The following is a 24167-nucleotide window of genomic DNA, read 5'->3' as shown; positions in this document are numbered from 1 at the left end:
AACATTCCTTTTCAACAAAACGTGAGGTAAATCACATACATATTTATCGGCGCGAATGTAGATATTCATTAAACACCTTAACAAACAACATAGCATACCAGTATAAATTAGTTCAACGGTTTTAATTTTTGTAGATACAGTTCAAATTGCTCGTTAGAATAACCTCAGACTTTGTAAGAGGATTATTTATGAGCCAAGATATTGGTAACAACGATGTATGTGAGGCTTGCGGTTGCGCAGGTGAAATTGGCTTCATCATTAAAGAAGGCGACGAGGTTGCTGAGGTAACGGTTTACGGCAACTCCAAAGCACTTATTGAAGCTGAATTAGCTAAGTACGTTGAGTTAGCAAAGCAAGTGTCTAGCAATGTTGAATTTGAAGCATCAGAGATGACTGAAGACAGCACAGAATTGCACGCACGCTTTAAATTTGAAGTAAGCGCTGAGAAAATTATTTTCGAACTTAAGACTCGCTCTCTAGCGCGTTAATATAAGCACTTATATTCATACAATTAAAAGACGAGTTTATTACTCGTCTTTTTTTATTATTTCAACCCAACCTAGAGCACCATTGGTCTCAAAGTCATTTTCAGCCGCACATTTAATCACAACATTGGAGACCTCAACGATAGCACCAACACTATATGCCTTATCATTGTAATAACAAACTCGTTGCTGTGAAGTACTCTGAGTGACAACCACTGCCGCTTTTGCAGGTGTTGATATTATTTTATTAGCACTTACTGATATAGAACAAAACGCAGAGGTCAGAATCACAACGCATTTTAGAATTTGATGCTTTATTCGAACCGAAAATTTACCTTTCATTGTCTCTTATTCCTTTCTACCTACCAACAAATGAGTAAAACACTATGCGTGAATAATTTTTTCTTTATAGTGTTAACGTCTATCGTAATAAGAAGCTTGTTATGCTCCGAATAATTGCACTTATTATTGGTTCCTTAACCATAACAAATGTGACTGCTGAACCACTCGATCAGTATCAAATATTGAACCATCTGGATAATTACGGAAACTTATATTTACGAAATAAGCCATACACATCACTGCCAACAGGGTTAATCGTTGATGGCAACCTCAATATTGAGAACACTGCGATTACCCGCCTACCCAAAGGGTTGGAAGTAAACGGAAGTCTTAAAGGCGGTAACAGCCAACTCTCGCGAGTTCCCTCGGGAGTGAAGATAAAAGGCTATGCCGACTTGATTGGTAGTCAGATTACCAGTTGGCCAAGAGGTGTGAGAGTGGGCGGATTTATTAACCTCACGGATACTCCCCTCCAGAGGCTACCCAATGGCTTTAGAGTGAAAGGCGACCTGAGCGTGATTCGTACGCCTTTGAAAGAGCTACCAAACGGGATAGTGATTGATGGCGATTTATATATAGGCGGTTCTGGGGTTACAACATTTCCCGATACCATGACAGTCAAAGGTAATATCTACCTCGGTGGTAACACGATTACCACGTGGCCAACCAGCCTAGAGCTTGGTGGCGCTGTCGCTCGCTAGTTCAGCCTAAAACTCTAATGCTCTGAAGCTCTGAAGCTCTAAAGCTCTAAAGCTCTAAAGCTCTAAAGCTCTAAAGCTCTAAAGCTCTAAAACTCTAAAACTCTAAAACTCTAAAACTCTAATACAGCAGTAGCAGTAGTAGTAATTCAGAAACAAAAAAGGAGCCTAAGGCTCCTTTTTCAATTCAAGCAAGTTACGACTCAACTCACAAGCTAACTAACGCTCGTTAACCAATATTCTTCACTGGATTCGCATAGCTGTCGATCAAGTACTGACGAGCACCTTGTGGCAAACCAGATAGTTTATCTTCAAACTCCTGCTTAACCGCTGCTGTAATCGACTCGTCTTCTTTTTCCGCTGCCAGCAAGTTTACTGGAAACAGTTTGTAGTTGTCGTGGATCTGGCGGTCGATCTCTTGAGCAAGCGCTTCAGGCGTATCAAAATCTTGGTCGATAACCTGACCGAAACCAACATGAACACGTCCTTTATTGCCGATGATACCTTGAATGATACTTTCGATATCTTCAAATTCACCCTTTTCGTAACTGCCGTTTACGTCTTTTTCAAAAAGCTCGATCGCTTTCGCGATATCACATGGATCGTTTTCGTAAGAAATAGACACAGGAACGATCTTCAACGACTTCACGTATTCAGGGAAGGCAATTTTCTGCTTACGACCTTCAACGTGGAACATCTTCAAGATTGCTGGCTCAGTAAAATCATTGCCGTCTTTTGCACGGCCTTCCTTTTGAGCGATCCAGATAGAATTGCCCGTTTCCAAAGAATGCTTGATGTACGAAGACAACTGCCCCAGTGCTTTCATCATCTCACGAGGCCCTTTCAAAGAACGCTTTACAATAAAGCTCTTATTAAGGCGCATCAGTTCAGTCGCACATGGTTTCTTCAACAAGTTGTCACCAATTGCAATTCGGCAAGTTTGGTGATTGTTGTGATGCAATGCGTAATTAACTAATGCTGGATCCATAGCAATATCACGGTGATTTGAAATAAACAGGTAAGCTTGACTAGCGTCCAGTGACTCTACACCTGTGTATGTCACACCATTCGTGGTTTTCGCTAATGTATCTCGCAAGTATTTCTTAACTTCAATCTGAATGGATTCAACGCTGGTCAGCTTGCTCCATTTCATTTTCAAGTAAACGCGCAAGATCGGGCTCATTAATGCTTTAAACCAAGACGCATGGTTTGAAAAACGATAGTGCAGAATCGCACTGATAAATTCTTCATCATTAATAAGACGGTTTAGTGCCGCTGGAATTTCATCATCGCCGTAAGGACGAATATCAACATATGGATCGGTCGGAGAGGTCATTTTTTAATTCAAATAATAAAAATCTGGCTCATTCTACGCGTTGTTTTGACTTCTCGCAGCTACAGAGTCCATACTTTTGACAAGGTCAGACCAGAAAGATTGAAAATACCCTGTTATTGTTGGCATTCTTTAAAATTAACGGTAATCTTGACGCCCCAAAATTAAGGTACTATCTATGAACTTCGCTATTGAATATACATCGGCTTACTTTTCACACTTGGTGATCACACCTCGCAAGAAAGTACTTAAACATAGCCTTGTATCGGTTCAAAGTGGCTTGGTTTTGATAAAGCTGGGTAAACAAGAGTATGCCGTCGAGCCAGGCCAGAATGTATGGATTCCATATGACTGCCTAACATCACTGACCTACTTTCCAAACACCCAGGTTAATCGTGTCGATTTCTCAGTTCGTTTGACCGACTCATTCCCGAGACAAGCAGGATACATCACGCAAACCAACCTCTCTTCTGCGTTACTGGAAAAGTTGGAGCTAACCAAAGCTCGCGCTTCAAATGCCAATAATACGGAGCAAGCGTTTAAAGATATGCTTTCTGTTCTCAAGCAAGAAGTGTTGGCATTTAAGCCACTGCTTTGCGAAAGTGCTTTGTCTCAGCGATTCAATCAGTGGAACATCGATGACTCGAACCTACCGCAAGAACACACCTTGGTGATGGTAATGCGCGAGGCAAAGAAACGTATGCAGTCGGGTCAGAAACGTGCACTTGTGATTGATGATTTGTTCTCAGGCAAAGAAGAAGAGTTTGAACAGCTGTGCATGCTTGTTTTTGGTGAAGATTTATAGCTTAGCGATAAGTTATAGCTAATATGAAAGCAACAAACCAGATACTAAAAAGCCGCAAAAACTCAGTTTTTGCGGCTTTTTTAATTCTTAGCATCGATTAATAACCTAACGGTCTAGAACGGCAATTCAACCTGCATCATTAGGTCAGCGTCTCGTGAGTCATGCCAACGGTAATCAAATCGCATGCGCGGTTGCCCTTCTACTTTATCACCAAAGCCAATGCTTAATTGAAGGCCATGATTCATCAACCACTCTTCTGTCGACATATCATACTGATCATCTTCGAGATCTTCTGGGAACCACATACCTAATCCAACGTAGTTAGATTCAAGGCTTTGAGTTAATAGAGGCGCATCTTTGCTCTGAATAACCCAATCAGACCAATAGTCTGCCGTTGATTCAGGTTCATCTTCGCTTAATCCACTGAGCTCCATCATACGTTGACCGAAGGATTCAAGGCTTGTAGATAAGTCTAAACAGTTATTTTCATCGTCAGAAGTCAGCATGATCGAATCTAAGCTAAAGAAATCACAATCAGCGTGAGCAGGCATACTGCATGCTGCAATGATCATCGTCGCTGGTATCGCGCGCTTTAGCATAGTCATCAGACCTCTTAAATTAGTGAATCTACATTATTGTATACAGTTCACCATCTTGCAATATCTTTGTAACTGACTTTGTACTCAATTTCGCCACATTGCTCCCACTTTGCAAAGCAAGGCGGATATCGGTACTACGAATCTTTACTTTTTCAGGGCAAGCCATCACAGACCACTGCTTGGTAATCTCATCTGATTTATAGAAAGATGAGAATTTAAAGAAGTTATCTGGGCCAATAACAAACGTCAGTTCAGCGTCACGATGTAACTTTTGGAGTTCACTGAGCACCGCGTAAGTCGTCACGCTTTCACCTGGAGTGAACAAACTTTTTTCGATCAAAGAAAGCTCAACTTGATCCAGTGAAAGATCGCTAATAAATGCGTTAACTAACTGACATCTCGTATCAAAGTCTAGCATCTCTTTTCCCCAAGCATGGGCAATACTTGGAACAAGTAGAATTTTGTCAAAGTGAGCCAACGAATCAATCACACTTTTGTGCCCTAAGCTCGGCGGATTAAACGCACTACCGAAAATGGCTATTTTTTCCATTATTTATTACTGCCTTCTCTTTCTAAGCTTGTGCAAAGAGGTTTTTAAATCAGATGATTTAGGTATGATAACACTAGATTTTTAATTTGCTTGCAGGAAAGGAATACGAATGGAACAGTTAATTCGTGACGAAATGCGCGTACTACCTTCAATTGACCCTCACTTCGAAGTGACTCGCCGTGTGGACTTTATCAAAACTAAACTTCAGCAGTCAGGCTGCAAGTCTCTGATCCTTGGTATCAGTGGCGGTGTGGATTCGACAACTTGTGGCCGTTTAGCACAAATGGCAGTTAATAGCCTGAATGAAAGCGCTGGTAGCGACAACTACCAATTCATCGCCGTTCGCCTACCATATGGTGAGCAAAAAGATGAAGATGAAGCACAACTTGCTCTATCTTTCATTCAGCCTTCTCAATCCGTTTCTGTAAACATTAAAGCCGGTGTTGATGGGCTTCACGCTGCATCTCATGTTGCTCTTGAAGGCACAGGCCTGCTGCCAACAGATTCAGCAAAAATCGACTTTGTGAAAGGGAATGTGAAAGCTCGTGCTCGCATGATCGCACAATACGAAATCGCAGGTTACGTTGGTGGTCTTGTCATCGGTACCGACCACTCAGCGGAAAACATTACTGGCTTCTACACTAAGCACGGTGACGGCGCATGTGATTTAGCACCTTTGTTCGGCCTGAACAAACGCCAAGTTCGTGAGCTTGCAGCAACGCTGGGCGCTCCAGAGCAACTTGTTAAGAAAGTACCAACTGCTGATCTAGAAGAGCTTGACCCTCAGAAAGCCGATGAAGCAGCATTGAACCTTTCTTACGATCAAATCGATGATTTCCTTGAAGGCAAAGAAGTCTCTCAAGACGTATCAGATCGCTTAGTTGGCATCTACAAAGCAACACAGCACAAGCGTCAACCAATCCCAACGATCTACGATTAATTTTTAAATTAGCCTCAGAATCAAAAAGGCCGGAAGTTCATTTACGAACTTCCGGCCTTTTCTATTTAGTGTTTTTCCTTTTGACCGAACGTGTCGTTAATCCACAACTTCGATATCGGTTTGAGGCACACTGCAACACGCCAGTATCTGACCCATATTGCGTTCATGCTCTTGCAATGCAGGCACATCAGGTTGATGAACTTGCCCAGACTCGAGGGTCACTTTACAAGCGCCACAGAAACCAGCACGGCAGCTTGAAGCGATAGACACACCCGCCGACTCTGCTTGCTCTAGTAGGGTTGACTGATTATTACCTTCGAACAAGTAGCCATTGACACTCAATTGCAGTTGCTTCACCGCCTCTTCGGTAGACTGAGCGACACCAAACGCTTCTTGGTGGTAATGCTGGGGGGTGAGTCCCATTTGAATCAGCAGTTTCTTTGCATTATCCATAAAGCCGTCAGGGCCACACACGAACGCTTGGCGCTTGTGTAGCTCTTCAATTTTAGCGACATGAGACACGCTCAAACGTCCTGATAAACCTTCCCACTCTTTCGTTGGTTGACTTAATGAATAAATCACACGTAGGCCGGCATGCTCACTGGCGATCTTATCAATCTCAGCTTGATAAGGAATGTCCTCTTCGCTGCTACATTGATGATAGAAAACCACATCATCAATTTGATCATGGTCGGCTAGGTAACGAAGCATCGACAGCATTGGCGTAATGCCACTACCTGCGGATAATAGTAGTAACGGGTGCGTTGGATTTTGTTCTAGATAGAAAGCACCATCTGGGTTTTGAGCAACAAGAGTATCCCCCACTTGGAAGTGATCATTGAGCCAGTTTGAGATTTGACCATCGTCCACTCGCTTTACAGAAATCGCTAAACGCCCTGCGCGTGATGGGCTCGAAGATAATGTGTAACGACGAGACACTTTTTCGCCATTAATTACCATCTCAATCGGTAGATGTTGCCCTGGCTGATAGCTTGGTAATGAATGGTTCTCTTTCGCTGGCTCTAGCCAGAACGTCGTGAAGTCGCGAGCGATCTCTTCTCGCTCAACACACGTTAAATGTAGCGATTCTACCCATGTATCTTCGTAGTGCTCTTTTTCTTTAGTTTCTAATACTTCAACAACATCACCGGCTTTGACTAAGCCTTCATTTTTAGCCACAAGGTTTTGGCCAAAGAAAACGCCACCGCGCTCGTTGGCTCTGAATGATGAAAAGGTGTTAAGCGGCTCTTTTGTCGATCTAAGTTCGCCACTCTCAACATCAACCGTGGTTAGGATACATCGTTCACAAGGCTTAACGGATTCAAATTCAACCTCACCAATTCGGATACGCTTCCAGCTATCTTCGGCAAAAGGTTCTGTGTTGGAAACAACAAAGTTGGTGCGGAACTGATCCATTGAATGGGTTTCAGGGCTGCGGCGATTGAGTTCATCAAGAGAGGCTTGGCTGATCACTAACATTGGGTAACCGTCGGCAAAGCTCACATTATGACCGAGCTTTTCTCGGACACGATTCGATTGCTCACCAGAAAACAGTAGCTCAACGCGCACGCCCAACACATCACTGAACCAATCATCGGCTTCATCACATGTCGTGTATGCCGTGAAGCTGTCTTTCCACACCGTTGCTGGTGCTTCTTGCATTTTGAAGTTCGCGTATTTTAAACGCAACGGTTGTTTACCTTCATAAGTGAAGATCAAACCGTCTGGTTGCAAGCTAGAAGATACCTTGACCATTTTAGGGTACTTACGTGCCGTCACCATTGAGCCGTCAGCTAACGCCAACATAAAACGTCTGTCGAAGGTAAGGCCCTGTTTTTCGACCCAAGCAGAAGAGAGTGCAATCCCGCCTACTGACTTAACCGGAAACACATTGATTTGAGATAGAGAAGGCACTTGCTGTGAAGCCTTTTGATCTGACGGTAGCTGCGACATAACGATTCCAATGTTTTGTTATTTGTCCCAATGCTAACAAATGGTTATAAATAGATAAACTGGCAGGCATTAAACACTTGATACTAAGCTATTATCTTGAGATGTTTAGCTTTCTATTTTGATACATTAAGGCAGCAATGCAGTAACACTCTCCATACGTTCTATACTTTGAACACGATTGCTGCTTTGAACTTTCATTGAATAAAAAGGATTTATCATGAACAAACTCGTCATTATCATCTTATGTGTACTACTTCCGCCTGTTGGCGTGTTCTTCGCTCGTGGTGCAGGTAAAGACCTATTGATTAACATCATCCTGACTTTCTTCTTCTGGGTGCCAGGAATGATTCACGGACTCTGGGTGGCGACTCGTTAACCCGCCTCCTACCATCTCCGAGAATTAATACCGAATAAAATACTCAGAAAAACAAGCTCCTAGCCCTGAAGAGTTAAAAATAGGATGAAATGAAAGTACTTTTCCACTATCATCCTGTCGCCTAAACGTAAGCGATTGCTTTCACAGATTTCGCTGAGTTTAGGCTCCAACTACATAACACTTCAAATGGTGGGAGCCTTCAATGACACAACTTACGATTACTCGTCCTGACGACTGGCACGTTCATCTACGCGATGGCGAAGTATTAAAAGATACAGTGCGCGATATCAGCCGCTACAATGGTCGAGCGTTAATCATGCCAAACACCATCCCACCGGTAACCGATACCGAAATGGCTTTAGCTTACCGTGAACGCATCATGGCAGAGCAGCCAAGTGAACAGTTCCAGCCTCTGATGGCACTTTACCTAACAGACAACACAACACCTGACGAAATTCGCAAAGCGAAAGAGTCTGGTGCAGTAGTCGCTGCAAAGCTTTACCCAGCAGGCGCGACGACTAACTCGGATTCAGGCGTAACGTCAGCTCAAAAGATTTACCACGTACTAGAAGCGATGCAAGAAGTGGGTATGTTGCTGCTGGTACACGGTGAAGTAACGGCTCACGATGTTGATATCTTTGACCGTGAAAAAGAGTTCTTAGACACGGTTCTAGCACCGATTGTGAACGACTTCCCTAACCTGAAGATTGTTCTTGAGCACATCACAACTGCAGACGCAGCGACTTTCGTTAAGAACGCTAACGAGAACGTGGCAGCAACCATCACCGCTCACCACCTGCTTTACAACCGCAACCACATGTTGGTTGGCGGCATTAAGCCACACTTCTACTGCCTTCCTATCCTGAAGCGTAACACTCACCAATTAGCGCTTATCGAAGCTGCAACAAGCGGCAGCAAGAAGTTCTTCTTGGGTACAGACTCTGCACCACACGCAAAAGGCGCAAAAGAGTCAGCATGTGGTTGTGCAGGTTCTTACACAGCGCACGCTGCTGTTGAACTGTACGCAGAAGTATTCGATTTAGAAGGCAAGATTGAGAACCTAGAAGCGTTTGCAAGCCACAACGGCCCTGACTTCTACGGTATTCCACGTAACACGGACACCATCACTCTTGTTAAAGAAGAGTGGAACGTTGCTGAAACCATGCCTTTCGGTTCAGACATCGTTGTGCCAATCCGTGGCGGCGAGACGATTGCTTGGTCTGTGAAATAAACACTTGGTCTGTAAAATAAACGCTTATATTGAAAAATAAGAGCGTGGTGTTAATTAAACACGACCCATTAGATTAAAAGGGGCACCATAATGATTATGGTGCCCCTTTTTCGTTTCGTGGAGAGAGGGTTTTATTAAGACCAATAATGAGCGATTACTTATCGCGAATTTTTCCAATCACAGTCCAAACAGCAACAACGATCAATCCAGCTAAAACCCCAATCACACCATTCAACAGCGTTGGTACCACCGCGGTTGCAATCGAATGTCCACTGAAGTCCATAATAATCGGTTCAATTAAATGATGAATCGCAGGGACGTTGTGAACCACAATACCGCCACCAACCAAGAACATCGCAGCCGTACCGACCACAGCAAGCGTCTTCATTAACTTGGGCGCAAATGCGACTAGCCCGTTACCCAATTGGGTTTTAATGGCACTCCCATTCGATGTTCGCTGGAGATAGAAACCTAAATCGTCCAACTTCACGATCCCAGCAACTAAGCCATAAACACCAATCGTCATCACAACTGCAATCAAACTCACGACAAGAATCTGAGTGACGATACTTGTACCCGTCACGGTACCCAGAGCTATCACGATGATTTCCGCAGATAATATGAAATCAGTACGAATCGCGCCTGCGACCTTTCTCTTCTCATATTCCTCTATGGATTCGCCAGTACTCGTATCCTCTCCCTTTTCATCATCTTGATGAGAATGAGGAAACAGCTTCTCTAAGATTTTCTCTGCGCCTTCAAAACAAAGAAACAGACCACCAATCAAAAGCAAAGGCATGATCAGCCAAGGAATAAAGGCACTGATCAATAATGCCGCGGGCACCAAAATCAGCTTGTTTTTGAATGAGCCTTTTGCGACCGCCCATACCACTGGAATTTCTCTTTCAGCGGAAACACCGGATACCTGCTGCGCGTTCAGCGCTAAATCATCCCCCAACACACCAGCGGTTTTTTTAGCTGCCACCTTAGACATCAGTGCGACATCATCCAACACGGTTGCAATGTCATCCAGTAGCGTTAATAAACTTGCTCCAGCCATTTTATGGTCTCTTTTAAGGGATTAAACAATTGATAAAATGTAACACCATCAATCCACTCATCAAAGTTATGAGTCTGTAAAAAATAGAGTCACAAGTTGTGTTTTCTATTGCCGTCTCAGCTAGACAGGACTAGTCTGTCTTCATCTTTCACGAACATAAAAGAAGAAGTATAGATGAAAAGTGAATACTCCTACCCAATCGGTGAGCCTGGACATAAATGGCAACAAGCAGAACTTCAAGCATGGTTCGCTCAAAGAACGGTTAAGCGTGAATATCAACAAGAAGTTGTACCAAAAATCCAAGCACTCGCAGACCGCTTCGACATCGAACAATACGGCGCACTAAGCTACGACGAAGCTCGCTTCCCGCTTTTGGCAATCAAGAGCAAAAACTGGGATGAATCAAAACCAACGATCCTTGTAACGGGTGGTGTCCACGGTTACGAAACCAGTGGTGTGCATGGCGCTATCAAATTCGCCGCGACTCAAGCAGAACAATACGCAGCGCACTTCAACATTGTAGTAGCACCTTGTGTAAGCCCTTGGGGTTACGAAGTGATCAACCGCTGGAATCCAAATGCTGTTGATCCAAACCGCTCTTTCTATGACGGTACGCCAGCAGAAGAATCAGCAAACCTACGAGCTTTAGTGGCCTCTTTGCCAGAAGTATTGGTTCACGTTGACCTGCACGAGACGACGGATTCTGATGAAACTGAATTCCGCCCGGCACTCGCAGCGCGTGATGGCATTGAGTACATCGAAGGTATGATCCCAGACGGTTTCTACACGGTTGGTGATACTGAAAATCCACAGCCTGAGTTCCAAGCGGCGGTAATTGCTTCAGTTGAAAAAGTAACCCACATTGCACCAGCAGATACAGACGGCAAGATCATTGGTTCTGAAGTTACCCAACATGGCGTGATCAACTACCCAATGAAGAAGCTAGGCTTGTGTGGTGGCGTGACTGATTGTAAGTACGGCACAACCACTGAGGTTTACCCGGACAGCGACAAAGTGACAGACGAAGAGTGTAATGACGCTCAGGTTGCCGCGGTAGTCGGTGCTTTGGATTACGTAATTCAACATGAATTGAACGCTTAAGCGACTACTTAAGACCTCGCACCAAGCACTTAATAGCGAGCTCCCTAATAACTAGTCTCCTAAAGTTAATCCCTAAAACTAAAAAAGAGCCATAAGTGACGATTCACTTGTGGCTCTTTTTTTGTCTAATCGGCTTGTCTTTGATTTCTTCTTGGGTATAAAAAAGCTCCCTTGCACACAGTACAAGAGAGCTTTGAAATAATACTTAGTAAGGAGTAACTAGCGAACTATCTACTCCCCATACTTAATTACTTTATTTAGCGGTTTCGCTAACGTTTTCTTGTCCTTTATCTACTTCAGTCAGTAGACCTTTCAACAAGCTGAAACAACCAATCAGAAGAATGATCGTAAACGGTAGTGCAGCAATGATCGTGATCGATTGCAGAGCTTGGATAGATTGAGTACCACCAATCCACAACATCACCATTGCAATAGCGCCTGAGATAACCGCCCAAACCACTTTTTGCTTCACTGGAACTTCAAGCTTACCACCCGCTGTCATGCCATCGATAACGATAGAGCCTGAGTCTAGCGTTGTAACGAAGAACACAATGATCAGTGCGACTGCGAGAACTGACAGAATACTACCGAACGAGTAAGCGTCTAGCATGTAGAACAAGCTTAGAGACACGTCTGTGATGCCTTGGTCGAGACCAAGTTGCCCTACATGATTAATCACTTGCTCGATAGCCACGCCACCGAAGATAGCCATCCAAGCCGACGTTACCAATGTTGGGATAATCAGTACGCAAAGTAAAAACTCACGAACCGTACGGCCTTTAGAAATACGCGCTACGAACATACCGAAGAATGGTGCATACGCAACCCACCATGCCCAGTAGAACACAGTCCAGCCATGCAGCCATGTTGTGTCTTCACGACCAGAGCTTTGGCTCAACGCTACGATGTTATTCACATAACCCGTCACCGCTGTTGCCACAGAATCAAGCACGGTTGTGAAGTTCAGAACAGCGATAAGACCAAGGAATACGAACGCAATAACCATGTTCAGGTTACTTAGGAACTTAACACCACCGTCCATGCCACGCATAACAGAGATGATCGCCAAGCCCATAATCAAAACGATAATAGATTGCTGAAGGTAGATGTTGTTTTCCAAGCCAAACACGTGGCTAATACCACTTGCTGCCTGCGTACCACCTAGGCCTAATGAAGTCGCAAGGCCAAACAGAGTAACCAGTACCGTTAGTACGTCGATCACATCACCTGTTTTACCCCAAACTCGTTCACCCAGTATTGGGTAAAACACAGAACGCATTGATAGCGGTAAGCCTTTGTTGTAAACAAAGTACGCTAGACAAAGCGCCGTCATGCCATAGATAGCCCATGCATGAAAACCCCAGTGGAACAGTGTCGCGCCAAGAGCGAGTTCACGGCCTGCTTCTGTAAAAGGTTCTGCACCGAGTGGCGTTCCGAACCAGTTCGTGAAGAACGCGGTTGGCTCTGCAACACCCCAAAAAATAAGTCCTATACCCATACCCGCTGCGAATAGCATTGCTATCCAAGATGACATGGAGTAATCCGCCGTCGCGTCTTCGCCACCTAGACGAATTTTACCCAAAGGTGAAAACGCGAGAACAACGGCAAACGCTAACATGATGTTAGCTCCCCACATAAAGAGGAAGTCAAACTTTGATAAAACAGCACCCTTGATAGAATCAATAGCAGCTTTAGCATCTGCAGGAGGAAGAGCAAGAAGAGTGATGATGAAGAGAAGGGATAAGCCTACTGAGGCTACGAAGACTGTGTTATGGACATCCATGCCCCATTTACTAACGTTGTCTTGACCAACTTGATAGTCAGTAGAATCAATACTGTATTTTTTTGATTTAAAACTCATAAATTATGATGTTCGCATATCCGAATCAACGAATATAAGGACGCTCTCCATATCCAATTACTACTTGATTGGCTCGCCGCACCACCTAAATAAAAAGGCGATAAAAATCACAATGATTGGTGACAAATGGACTTATTGGCTCAATCCCAAGGCGCGGATTATAGCACAGCTCAAAGCATTTTGACTGAGTTTTAGCTCAATAGTCACCCAAACCACCGTCAATAGTGATAGTTAAGCCAATAAAAACAGAATAAAATAAACAAATAAAAGCCTTTAAATACAGTGCTTTAAATTAAAATAACGCACCGTAAAATCTCATTCAAACTTTCTAAAGATAAAATCAACAACAGCCTAATTTATTTATAGCTCTAACAAAAAAGCCCCGCTATAGGGGCGGGGAAATTACCAAAGGTAAAAGAGAAATCAGTATTCAAATGTCAGTGCTACGTCTAGCAGAGCAGCACTGTACATTTCAAAGACAGTACATTTCAAAGACAGCACATTAGATGGCGAAGCAAAAACCTAGGTTATAGTCTTCGCCATTTTTTGCCGTGAACTCTTTATCTTCACTTGAAGCGTTCGGTCGACCGCTCTCATCGCCTTTCACTAAGCTCACCCAGTGACGGATGCCAGAAGAACGGCTCGCCTCAGTTTGGCCAAACGTGGTGCATGTCTCTAACTGGATATCTTGAATATCAACCAATTCTAAGTAGCCAGTGCCTTTACGAGCACCGATTGTCACTTCAACGTGTGTACCGCTTTCATCACGAAATAGGATTGCTGAAGGCTTAGACTTATCGCCGGTGAAAGCAACAAAGTGCTTCGCTCGTTTTAGGCCTGTATGTTCGCCATTTTTGAAGTAAACCTGAACATGTCGGTAGTCAATCTCATAGCTCACTGCGTCTTCGTGTGAACCAGCCTCAAGAGGAAATAGAGTATCAAGCAACTGTTTCGCCATTTTTTGTTTTTCGAGCTGCTTGTCTGCTTTCACCATTTCTACGGCAAAGACAGCTTCAGCAATAAATGTTGAATGGTTTCTGTGAAGTTCTGTTCTGTCTAGTGTCAGCATATTCATAGTCTTTCCCTCTTACGGCTTTGAATTTCATGTAGGTCAAAAATCCTGATTGACCCTTTTCAAAATTGTTCTTTACTGTGTTGCTTCCATGTATTTCATACTACTTGTATTTTAGAAACAATTTCACAACAAAAATTTCACAGTGTTAATTTTACTAAATTGCTTTTTTACACAAACCGGTATTTTGAGCCCCCAGCCCTTTATCTAACTGGGTTGAGGGCTCAGTAGAAACACTTTTACGTGTTGTTTGAATTTGTGTAATAACCAACACCAACCAGCTTATTGTCGATCACTCGATAGTAAGTGTGCTTGGTTTCCACTTTGCTCGACAGCGGGTTTAACCATTGATAGGTATAAACGCCTCGCCCATTTTCTTTCGCTAGGTTTAACATCTCAGTGAGAATTGGCTTATCGTCAGGGCTTAGGATTTCGTTGTGTGAACGCCCAACAAGCTCAGGGGATACACCGTGCGCGAGCAGCTTTCCAGAGCTCATATCCATCACGAACACATACAAGTCTCCCTCAACAAAGCTGCCTTCGGTATCATTGAACTCGGCGAGACTGTCCTGCTCTGATTCCACTATCGCGGCCATCGCTCTCGCCAATAATCGCTTAGCTTCTGTTGCACTAGAGCGTTCTGGGTAATACCCCACGGCAACAATCACATCACCCACACGTTCAAAGAAAGTGGTTTTAGGCTCGCCCATGCGGTCAGTCGGATTAGTCCAATGGTACTGAACTTCGCCAAACCCGTTGTGCACAGCCTTAGTGATCATTTCACGGAAAAAAGGATTACCGTAAACGTCTTGGGTATCCAAAACACTGTCGCCCACCAACACCATTGAAGAGCCTCCACTGGCTAGGAATTGGCCATCAATACCAAGAGCAAACACATAGAGCTCACCGTCTATATATTCGGCATCACTCATGAAGTCTTGAACGCTTTCATCGCCTTCTTTTTGAACGTGCACTACTGCTTTCGCAAGCAAGGTTTTGGCTCTTCTTTCAGCATCGCTGACGACATGTGGCTCTGAAATATCGAGCACATTAACTGGCTCGTTTTCTTTTGCTGTTTCTGAATGTTCGGCACGTAGTCCAATGCCACTGATCACTGCAAATACGGCACAACCAATAAGGATAATTCTTGATATATTCATAGTGACTTCTCCTAATAGCCCACTAAGGACGGTAGCCAGAGCGTAATTTGCGGGAAGAAAGCGATAACGAAAACGCCAATGACGGATGCAAGCACAAAGGGATGGACCTTCGCGGTAATCTGCTCGACCGTGGCTCCGCCTATCCCTGAGGCGACAAAGATATTTTCACCGAGTGGCGGCGTAGCAAATCCTATCGAGAGCGTACATACCACCACAATACCAACGTGAGTAGGATCGGCGCCGAGCATGTACATAATTGGCAGCAAGACCGGTACGATAATCATGATCGCGGCTAACGTTTCCATGAACATGCCAACGAAAAGCAGTAACACAATAGTCAGTGCCCACACCATGTACATGTTGTCAGTGAAACCTAGCAATGACTCCGCCACCACAACTGGAATTTTTTGTTCGATTAGCAAGCGACCAAATACGGTTGCCGCGAATAGAATCAGCAACACACGTCCGGTGATCCATGTCGTTGTCGACAATGATTTAATCGTGCTTTTGAACGATAACTCTCGGTGAATAAACACCCCGACAAACAGTGAATAGAAGATAGCCACAACCGCCGACTCTGTTGGTGTGAACATGCCACTGTAGATGCCCCCGAGAATCAAAAACGGAGCCAGTATCGACCAAATACCACGACGTAAAGAGTGTCTTACTTCGCCAAATGACCAGTTTTCGGTCAGCCCTTTGTAACCTTCACGTTTAGCAATAAAATAGTTAGTGACCACTAGCGTCGACGCCATAATGAAACCCGGCACAACCCCAGCAACAAACAGTTTTGGAATAGATAAAGAGGCAAACTGTCCGTGTTGAGCAATGGCCTCTGGCGGTGCCATCAATCCCATTGCGGAGATACCAAAAATAACTAGCGGAATGGATGGCGGGATAATGATACCCAATCCCCCTGAAGCGGCAGTCACCGCAGAGGCGTAGCTCTTATCGTAATCTCGCTTAACCATTGCTGGTACCATCAACATACCAACCGCAGCGGTCGTGGCTGGGCCTGAACCTGATATAGCTCCAAAGAAAAGACACGCCATTACCGTTGCAGCGCCAAGGCCACCCGTCACAGGCCCGGCTAAACTCTCGGCTATATCCACCAACCGTTTCGAGATACCCGCCGCCTCCATTAATGCGCCAGCAAGAACAAAGGCCGGCAGCGCCATTAATGGGAAGTTACCCACCGAAGTAAACGCGATTTGTACTAAAGCGATGGGATTTTTGTCGAGCAACATATAGGCCGCCATTGAAGCGCCGGCCAGTGATACTGTGATTGGTGCACCCAGAATTAACAGGGTTAAGAAGCCACCAAATAAAATTAGAGTTAAATAGGATTCCATTATTACATCTCTCTATTACGGCTATTCTCTGTGACGACTACTGTGATGACTTTTGTGCCGTCATTTTTCGCAGTTCTTTGACTTCTGGATCTTCGTTCTTAGCGCCTTTAAACAAACGCTCGTAGTTGTTCCAGATAATTCGAATCATCATCAACGAAAACGCGATAGGCAAAATCATATAGAAGTACTTCATTGGGATGCCTGTGGTTTGAGATTTCCAGAACAGGTTCATTTTGTTGAACACGAAATCGTAACTGAGATAGACAAAGTAACCGTTGAACAGCAACCATAAAAAGTCAGCGATGGTTTCACAGACGGTCTGAACAATCGGTGGGAAGAACTTGAAGTGAAAACTGACTCGGTTATGTGCCGACATTTTGGCCGCCACAACGGCGCCTAGATAGGCAAACCAAACGAACATGTAAGTCGCAACTTCATCACCCCAAGGTATGGAGTAATCGAAAAGCTGACGAGTAAGGATTTGTGTGAACAGTAATAAGACAAAGCTTGCTAGCAACAGACAACAGGTATATTCCTCGATGTTGTTAAGATGCTTTTTTATAGTTTTAGCGACTGACATATAACCTCCAATGTTGATTTCCACATGACAACCAGTCGCTCGCGGTACTGAGCAGATCAGGTACTAAACAGATCAACGAGTAAAGCCATGTAAATGCCCTATCTCACTGTTCTATCGCTAGGTGATTAAGTAGCGGAGAACAACAGATAGGGCGTATCTAATCGTTACTTTCTACCTAGTAACTCAAGAACGTCGTCTAGCTTGTCTTTGCCACCAATGCTTGAATAGAACTTAGGCCAAACTGATTTCGTTACCTTGCTGATCCACTCTTTCTCATTGTCTGCTGGGTCTGTGAATACCATGCCTTTTGCTTGTAGCTCTTCACGGATCTTGTTTTCAGTATTCTCTAGATAAGCAAAGCTGTGTTCTGTTGCTTCCTGACCCGCTTCAAGAATGATCTTTTGCATCTCAGGTGTCTGTTGTTGGAAGACCGTTTCACTGACGATTAACGGCTCAAGTGAGAAGATGTAACGGAGGTTTGTTACGTACTTTTGTACTTCATTGAATTTCATCGCATGAACAGTGATGTATGGGTTGTCTTGACCATCAACCACACCTTGTTGCAATCCAGTAAAGGTTTCTGACCATGCCATTGGTGTTGGGTTTACACCCCATGCTTGGTACGAAGCAATCATGATTTCGTTACGAGGGACGCGAATCACTAACCCTTTTAGGTCTGCTGGCGAAGCCACTGATTTTTTAGAGTTGGTTAGAACCCTAAAACCAGAATAAGCCCAACCTACGATGCGAACACCTGCATCACGGATGGTGTTATCGACAAGGTCTTGACCCACTTGGCCTTGAGTTAATAGCACCGCTTCTTCTGCACTTTGAATGACGTAAGGCATGGTCAATAGACCAACCGTTGGAGAGAAAGGCGTCACGTTGTTGATCGCCAATACAGAGAAGTCGAGAAGGCCGATTGCCGCGTCGTTCACGGTGTCTTGCTCATTGCCCAATTGACCATTCGGGAACAGGTCGATTTTGACTTTACCGTCTGTTTTTTGCTCCATCAATTCAGAAAATGATGTCGCTAATTCCCACTGCGTACCACCAGCAGCATCGCCGATAGCCATTTTAAAATTTGCTGCTGCCGCGGTATGAGATAGCATCGCTGTTGCTACAATTGTGACGCCAGCAATAATTTTATTTTTAATCAATTTCATAGTCTTAACCTTTAATATCATACAGACGTCCTGCCTGTACTTTGCTCACAAGGTGACCTGGTACAACTTTCCTGGTCGTAGTTCTATTTCCCTATTTTGGAAACAATGTTCGAGTAGCTAAAGCACTTCATCCTTTAACGAATACCACTGATAAAGGAACTGTTGCCCTACTCTTCGAAATGGTGCAAACATCTCAGATTCCACCACTTCCCTCACGTTGGGGAACGGAAGTTTTGATTCAAATATTGGCAAGTCAAGCTTATGACCTTCACCTGCGATCCACTGGGCAAGGCGCTTGCCTGCTTGAGCGGAGTACATCACACCATTGCCGCCATACCCTAGTGCGTAGAATATGGATTGCTTTGGATTCGGCTGATAGATTCTTGGCATCATGTCGTGGCTAACATCCACCCAACCCCACCATGAATAATCGATTTTGATCTGATCGAGAGAAGGGAATTTTCGGGTTAAATCCGCTCTCAACATGTCTTCGTATTTCTTTTCAGGCGCATTCTTGCCACTGATGGCACTGCGTGTACCGATCTGCACTCGGTTATCGGGTAACAAACGGTAGTAATGACGTAGGATTCTGGTATCAGTAATCACCTGATTGGTTTTGAAGTTACACGCGGCGATTTCGTCTTGAGTTAACGGACGTGTCACCATCGAGTTAGAAAGTACAGGTAATAGGCGATTCTTAAGCTCTGAATGCAAACCTTGACTGGTGTAACCACCGGTACAAACACCGACAGAGCGAGCCTTAACCACACCACCTGGTGTTTTCAGGTAGTGCACACCGTTGCGTGTTTCCCAACCCATCACAGGGCTTGCTGGGTGAACTTTTACGCCGAGTGCTCTCGCCTTTCTTAGATAACCAAACGCCAGTTTCCCTGCATGAATACCAATACCTTCTGGCTCATGCATTGCGCCTGCCGCTTCTTGATCACCAACGTAATCACGTTTTACGGTTTCCGCATCTAAGATCTGCGCATCGTAATCGAACGTGTCGCGCAGCAACTTGGCTTCTTTTTCAAGTGTTGCCATCACTTTGGGACGATGGGCAACGTATAAGTGGCCGCCCGGCTGTGGGTCACAATCAATGTCTTTGATCAGAGACTTAAAGGTGTTCATACCATCGACGCATTCGCGATGCATTTTCAGTGCGGTTTCGAGTCCCCAGCGTTCAATCCACTGAGAACGCTTCAAACGTCCTGACGCACACTGAGCCTGGCCACCATTTCGGGTACTGCAGCCCCAACTCATACGGTTAGCTTCAATCACAGTCGCTTTAATGCCGTACATTTCAGCAAGGTGTATCGCGGTGCTTAGGCCTGTGTAGCCTGAACCGATTATCGCCACATCCACATCCATATCCGATGTAATTGGGCCATCATCTTCAGGTGGCGCGCCTGCGGTATCGACCCAATAAGTCGGGGCGTATTCCTTGCCGTGACCTGGGATCTTGTCTTTAAGTGGATCGTATTTTGGGTCGTATCTTTCTTTTGCTTGGGTACTTTCTTGTGCTTGGGTGCTTGTCACCTTTGGCGGCACATCGGCTGCCGGTTGTTCCATTACTAAACTCATAATTCGACTCTCCTAGTCATAACACGTGGACTGATTTTGGTTTCGTGTCTAGCTCTTGGGAGTATTGCTGGGAGTCAAAAGAGGTCGTGTTTTACGGAAGGCATTTTTTACGCTGATTTTCCCCTCTTTCAGGGTAAACACATCAACCATACGAGCTTCGATGACGGTGCCATCAGGGTTAGTCGCAGAGAACGTTGATTCGCTTACTGCGCGGTCACCACACACAAAATGGACAGGGTCGCTCCAGGCTGCATCTGGAAAGTTCTGCCAAACCAATTCAAAGCTATTGCGAACGGCTTCGTACCCTTCGATAGTGTTTCCAAGTACGCCTTCTCCTGCCACGGTGTGGAAGACACAGTCTTCAGTCATAAACGACATTAGCGCTTCAATATCATGGTTATTCCATGCATCACTAAAAGACTGTAAAAAGGCGGTGTCGACTTGGTTTTCCAGCACGAATGTCGTTGCATTGGTTTGCATATTCATATTCCAGAATCCTTTATGTTTTCGTTATTGGTTTAAATTTCAGTAGCTTTGCGCCACTTTTTTATTAGAGTGTTTAAACTAGATCTGTGAAATTTAACAACTTGATAACAAGCTTCGCCACTCTAACTTCGAGTTACTTTATAAACAATCTTTAAGCTCACAGATTTCATCTTTTTATAAATTAATTAGTGTTCTAATTTTATTTACACAGTCACTCACTAGATTTATACGAGGTCTAAATAAAATAATTAGAAATATTAGACTTTAGTCGAAGTCAAAATCTTGATGGTACTTTCGGCCATACTGCTCAAGCTGGCGATCATGAGTATTAACTTGTAATTCGATATTACCCTCACCTTTATTAATTGCTTGATTACCATCTACATGGGCTTCATTTTTCAAATCAGCCAGTTTCTCTTCAATATATTCTGTCGGTTCATTTAAAACATTCATGGAGGTTAATTCCTTTATCAGGTTTACTTTCGCTGATGGAAGAATATGAACGGACACTAGACCGTTTGAATATTCTTTCTCATCGTACAAAGGCTGAATGGCATCATTGCCACCTTCCTTAAATGGGTGAATGGAATACCACTTATCCTTTCGTTGCTCTTGCTGATCACAATCAGCCACATTGAATATCTGAGTTCTATTGAGGTCACATGGTGAGTTAAAAACACTAACCTTATGATAATCAATAGCTTTAATAATATTGATACAGTCTTTGCTTTGGCTATGACACACAGACCACAACGCATTGACCAGGTTATCTGTCCACTCAAGTAAACGGGTTGGAAACCCCTGTTTCTTGGCTAAACACATCAATAACCAATCGTTTATCTCGTGTGCATTCAACGAATGCCCGCCATAAACTCTCACGGTCGAAAGAAGCTCTTGTTCGACACGGCGAATATTCTTTCGATTTGAGCGACCTAAGCTTGGCATCAGGTTATTATTTTCATAATCACACACGTTATAAATCAAACCACGATGCCCACTACACTCTGTAATGAGTGAATCGATTATTTTATACAGCTCTTCGAGTGAGCTTATATAATATTTATTTTCCACAACATGCATACTACGATTCACTTAATTTAAATCCGGTAAATCTAAATATCAACAACCCTATCAATCGATGATAAAAATCAACTAATAATAACGATTGACCAATAGTCAACGAGTGTCGTTATTGTATTTTTCTAAAATAATAATAAGTATATATCTTCATAAATAAGTATCAGTATTAGAGCCATTCACTAAGTAGCTATGAGTTAATGGTCGACTAATAATAACGAGTAACAAAGTTTATATAGCTATAACCACTTATTTCCCTAATGAACATTTAATTAGTGTTCTAATGTTTAACTGGAAATTATTGAACTAAGCGTTTACGTTCTTCACCTAAGTACTTGCCAATACCCGTTGGTATTGCCCGACCACATTCTCGATAGCACTTTCTCTAACACTCTCGAGATTTCTGTGGCCGGACAAACTTCCTATGGCTTATACGTAATCTTTGTATTTATCTAGGAAACGAACCGGTGTTGATAGTGCATCTCGGCGGAACGGGTCGCCCAACTCCTGAGTACACATGATTTCAATGATGGTTGTTTTGCCTTCGTTCATCTGCATGTCGATGGCTTTTTGCAAGGTTGGACCTACATCTTCAAGCTTATCAACCGTGATACCTTCAGCACCCATTGCTCGTGCAATCTCTGCAAAGCTTTGGTTTTCTAGTTCACCGGCAACAAAGCGTCGGTTGTAGAAGTCGACTTGGTTCTTCTTCTCTGCACCCCATTGACGGTTGTGGAATACCACGGCTGTCACTGGAATATTATGGCGAACACATGTCATGGTTTCCATCAGGCTCATGCCCCACGCACCGTCGCCTGCATATGAAATAGCGGGACGATGAGGTGCCGCTGCTTTCGCACCAATGATGGTCGGGAATGCGTAACCACAGTTACCGAAACTCATTGCAGCAAAGAAGCTACGTGGTTTTTCAAAGCGTAAGTAGCTGTTTGCCACTGAGTTGATGTTACCGATATCCGTCGAGACCATTACGTCTTCTGGCATCGCTTTTTCTAGCTCACGCAATACTTGGCGTGGATGTAAGTATTCGCCACCAGAGAACGGAGTCTCGTGTGAGTTTTCCTCAATCATATCCAAGCTGAAAGAGTCACGTTCGTGTGTCCACTCATCAAGCTCTTTTTCCCAAAGTGCTTTCTCTGTTGCGACTGTATCTTGACGAGCGCCTTTGTTGTCATCACACAACAGTGCACGACCTTCCAACCTTTCAGATAGAGCAACCGCAGCTGCTTTCGCATCACCACAGATACCAACCGAAATCTTCTTAACCAGACCAAGCATCTTGTTGTCAGCATCAATCTGAATGATTTTCGCGTTCTTCGGCCAGTAGTCCATGCCATGTTGAGGCAAGGTACCAAATGGACCAAGACGTGTACCCAAAGCGATAACCACATCCGCTTGAGCCATCAATTTCATTGCTGCTTTCGAACCTTGGTAGCCTAAAGGACCACACCATAATGGGTGACTAGCAGGGAAAGAATCATTGTGTAGGTAGCTGTTCACAACGGGAGCACCCAGTCTTTCTGCTAATGCCGCACACTCTTGAACTGCATCTGCCATGACCACGCCGCCACCAGAAATGATGACTGGGAATTTCGCTTCAGCAATCAGGTCTGCCGCTTCATTTAGAGATTTTTCACCACCTGGACCTCGGTCTAAACGCGCAGGTTTAGGGATTTCAGTTTGAGTTTCACCGTAGAAGTAGTCACGAGGAATATTTAGCTGAGTTGGACCCATTTCGCTCATCGCACGGTCGAAGCATCGGCCTGTGTATTCCGCCATACGATCTGGGTGCGTTACGTGTCCTTGATACTTAGTGAACTCTTGGAACATTGGAAGCTGGTTACATTCTTGGAAACCACCTAAGCCCATTGTTTTAGTGCCTGTCTCTGGCGTCACAATTACGACCGGGCTATGTGCCCAGAACGCAGCTGCAATTGCTGTTACACAGTTACTGATACCTGGGCCATTTTGCCCGATAACCACGCCATGGCGACCAGATACACGAGAGTAACCATCTGCCATGTGGGCAGCGCCTTGCTCGTGTACTACTGGGACCAATCGAATGCCAGCAGGAGCAAAGATATCCATTGCGTCCATAAATGCCGACCCCATGATGCCGAACATATCGGTAACATCATTAGCAACCATAGTTTCAACGAACGCTTCTGATGGTGTCATTGTTACTGTGCCGGAAACAACCGTACGTTTTTCTTGCTCGCTCATTCTTCCATTCTCCTTGAGTTAACCAAAATTTCATTTTTCGGAATGAATTGTCTCTTTTTCGAATTCATTTTCACCTTAGTAGTAGAATTTTTGCGCGTCAACTTTTTATATTAAA

General features: G+C 44.2%; 23 protein-coding genes. 7 read left to right on the top strand and 16 right to left on the bottom strand.

The genetic code is table 11. From position 1 onward, the window contains the following. Positions 1–188: 188 nt before the first annotated feature. The gene (locus AACR09_RS14215; protein ID WP_004731876.1) at positions 189–488 is read left to right on the top strand and encodes a YfcZ/YiiS family protein; all 300 of its coding nucleotides are present in this window, start codon (positions 189–191) and stop codon (positions 486–488) included. A gap of 39 nt (positions 489–527) precedes the next feature. Here AACR09_RS14215 and AACR09_RS14210 read toward each other — a convergent pair whose 3' ends face one another. After that, the gene (locus tag AACR09_RS14210) at positions 528–827 is read right to left on the bottom strand and encodes a DUF1496 domain-containing protein (RefSeq protein ID WP_193835233.1); all 300 of its coding nucleotides are present in this window, start codon (positions 825–827) and stop codon (positions 528–530) included. 101 nt (positions 828–928) lie between these two features. Between AACR09_RS14210 and AACR09_RS14205 the strand changes: the two genes are divergently transcribed. Beyond that, the gene (locus AACR09_RS14205) at positions 929–1528 is read left to right on the top strand and encodes a hypothetical protein (RefSeq protein ID WP_193835232.1); all 600 of its coding nucleotides are present in this window, start codon (positions 929–931) and stop codon (positions 1526–1528) included. Between the two features lie 226 nt (positions 1529–1754). Here AACR09_RS14205 and AACR09_RS14200 read toward each other — a convergent pair whose 3' ends face one another. Further along, positions 1755–2861, bottom strand: coding sequence for a 1-acyl-sn-glycerol-3-phosphate acyltransferase (locus tag AACR09_RS14200; RefSeq protein WP_029222283.1), 1107 nt, complete (start codon positions 2859–2861; stop codon positions 1755–1757). Between the two features lie 175 nt (positions 2862–3036). Here AACR09_RS14200 and AACR09_RS14195 point away from each other — a divergent pair, with 175 nt between their 5' ends. Then, positions 3037–3663, top strand: coding sequence for an AraC family transcriptional regulator (locus AACR09_RS14195; RefSeq protein ID WP_193835231.1), 627 nt, complete (start codon positions 3037–3039; stop codon positions 3661–3663). Between the two features lie 113 nt (positions 3664–3776). On the opposite strand, the gene AACR09_RS14190 is transcribed toward AACR09_RS14195, so the two are convergent. Beyond that, positions 3777–4268 carry a hypothetical protein gene (locus AACR09_RS14190; RefSeq protein ID WP_004731883.1) on the bottom strand — a complete coding sequence of 164 codons (492 nt, stop codon included), beginning with the start codon at positions 4266–4268 and terminating at the stop codon, positions 3777–3779. Positions 4269–4290: 22 nt separating this feature from the next. Next, positions 4291–4812, bottom strand: a complete 522-nt coding sequence (locus tag AACR09_RS14185) for a nicotinate-nicotinamide nucleotide adenylyltransferase (protein WP_004731885.1) — start codon at positions 4810–4812, stop codon at positions 4291–4293. A 109-nt stretch (positions 4813–4921) separates the two neighbouring features. On the opposite strand from AACR09_RS14185, the gene nadE reads away from it, so the two are divergent. Next, entirely contained in the window at positions 4922–5752 is an 831-nt protein-coding gene (nadE, locus tag AACR09_RS14180) for an ammonia-dependent NAD(+) synthetase (protein WP_004731887.1), read from the top strand. Between the two features lie 96 nt (positions 5753–5848). Here nadE and AACR09_RS14175 read toward each other — a convergent pair whose 3' ends face one another. Beyond that, complete coding sequence (locus tag AACR09_RS14175) at positions 5849–7705, bottom strand: hybrid-cluster NAD(P)-dependent oxidoreductase (protein ID WP_193835230.1); 1857 nt, start codon at positions 7703–7705, stop codon at positions 5849–5851. A gap of 217 nt (positions 7706–7922) precedes the next feature. On the opposite strand from AACR09_RS14175, the gene AACR09_RS14170 reads away from it, so the two are divergent. Both AACR09_RS14170 and pyrC read left to right on the top strand, forming a co-directional pair. After that, positions 7923–8081 (top strand): YqaE/Pmp3 family membrane protein, encoded by a 159-nt coding sequence (locus AACR09_RS14170; protein ID WP_004731890.1) that lies wholly within the window; start codon positions 7923–7925, stop codon positions 8079–8081. Positions 8082–8283: 202 nt separating this feature from the next. Next, positions 8284–9312: a dihydroorotase gene (gene pyrC, locus AACR09_RS14165; protein ID WP_048661087.1), complete on the top strand. Its 1029-nt coding sequence runs from the start codon at positions 8284–8286 to the stop codon at positions 9310–9312. Between the two features lie 154 nt (positions 9313–9466). Here the strand turns inward: pyrC and AACR09_RS14160 are convergent, their stop codons facing one another. Beyond that, the gene (locus AACR09_RS14160) at positions 9467–10372 is read right to left on the bottom strand and encodes a DUF808 domain-containing protein (protein WP_054541833.1); all 906 of its coding nucleotides are present in this window, start codon (positions 10370–10372) and stop codon (positions 9467–9469) included. A 174-nt stretch (positions 10373–10546) separates the two neighbouring features. Between AACR09_RS14160 and AACR09_RS14155 the strand changes: the two genes are divergently transcribed. Further along, positions 10547–11473 (top strand): M14 family metallopeptidase, encoded by a 927-nt coding sequence (locus AACR09_RS14155; protein ID WP_193835229.1) that lies wholly within the window; start codon positions 10547–10549, stop codon positions 11471–11473. 253 nt (positions 11474–11726) lie between these two features. Here the strand turns inward: AACR09_RS14155 and AACR09_RS14150 are convergent, their stop codons facing one another. From AACR09_RS14150 to xsc, 10 genes are all read right to left on the bottom strand, one after another. Then, positions 11727–13334, bottom strand: a complete 1608-nt coding sequence (locus tag AACR09_RS14150; protein WP_017091709.1) for a BCCT family transporter — start codon at positions 13332–13334, stop codon at positions 11727–11729. A 502-nt stretch (positions 13335–13836) separates the two neighbouring features. Continuing rightward, a complete protein-coding gene (locus AACR09_RS14145) occupies positions 13837–14409 on the bottom strand; it encodes a malate synthase (RefSeq protein WP_004731899.1) in 573 nt (190 codons plus the stop codon). Positions 14410–14645: 236 nt separating this feature from the next. Continuing rightward, a complete protein-coding gene (locus tag AACR09_RS14140; protein WP_102457745.1) occupies positions 14646–15566 on the bottom strand; it encodes a cache domain-containing protein in 921 nt (306 codons plus the stop codon). 11 nt (positions 15567–15577) lie between these two features. After that, positions 15578–16918, bottom strand: a complete 1341-nt coding sequence (locus tag AACR09_RS14135) for a TRAP transporter large permease (RefSeq protein WP_193835228.1) — start codon at positions 16916–16918, stop codon at positions 15578–15580. A gap of 37 nt (positions 16919–16955) precedes the next feature. Beyond that, complete coding sequence (locus tag AACR09_RS14130) at positions 16956–17498, bottom strand: TRAP transporter small permease (protein ID WP_004731905.1); 543 nt, start codon at positions 17496–17498, stop codon at positions 16956–16958. Positions 17499–17662: 164 nt separating this feature from the next. After that, positions 17663–18664: a TRAP transporter substrate-binding protein gene (locus AACR09_RS14125; RefSeq protein ID WP_017077365.1), complete on the bottom strand. Its 1002-nt coding sequence runs from the start codon at positions 18662–18664 to the stop codon at positions 17663–17665. Positions 18665–18781: 117 nt separating this feature from the next. Beyond that, entirely contained in the window at positions 18782–20248 is a 1467-nt protein-coding gene (locus AACR09_RS14120) for an NAD(P)/FAD-dependent oxidoreductase (RefSeq protein WP_193835227.1), read from the bottom strand. A 48-nt stretch (positions 20249–20296) separates the two neighbouring features. Next, entirely contained in the window at positions 20297–20734 is a 438-nt protein-coding gene (locus tag AACR09_RS14115; RefSeq protein WP_193835226.1) for a nuclear transport factor 2 family protein, read from the bottom strand. A gap of 264 nt (positions 20735–20998) precedes the next feature. Beyond that, a complete protein-coding gene (locus AACR09_RS14110; protein WP_193835225.1) occupies positions 20999–21814 on the bottom strand; it encodes an FRG domain-containing protein in 816 nt (271 codons plus the stop codon). 426 nt (positions 21815–22240) lie between these two features. After that, positions 22241–24052, bottom strand: coding sequence for a sulfoacetaldehyde acetyltransferase (gene xsc, locus AACR09_RS14105; RefSeq protein ID WP_004731917.1), 1812 nt, complete (start codon positions 24050–24052; stop codon positions 22241–22243). Between the last annotated feature and the right edge of the window lie 115 nt (positions 24053–24167).

Origin of the sequence: Vibrio sp. OPT20 (assembly GCF_963889365.1) — a bacterium.
Classification (GTDB): domain Bacteria; phylum Pseudomonadota; class Gammaproteobacteria; order Enterobacterales; family Vibrionaceae; genus Vibrio; species Vibrio splendidus.
The sequence above is the reverse complement of the archived record's forward strand: the minus strand, read 5'-3'. Positions and strand labels throughout refer to the sequence as shown.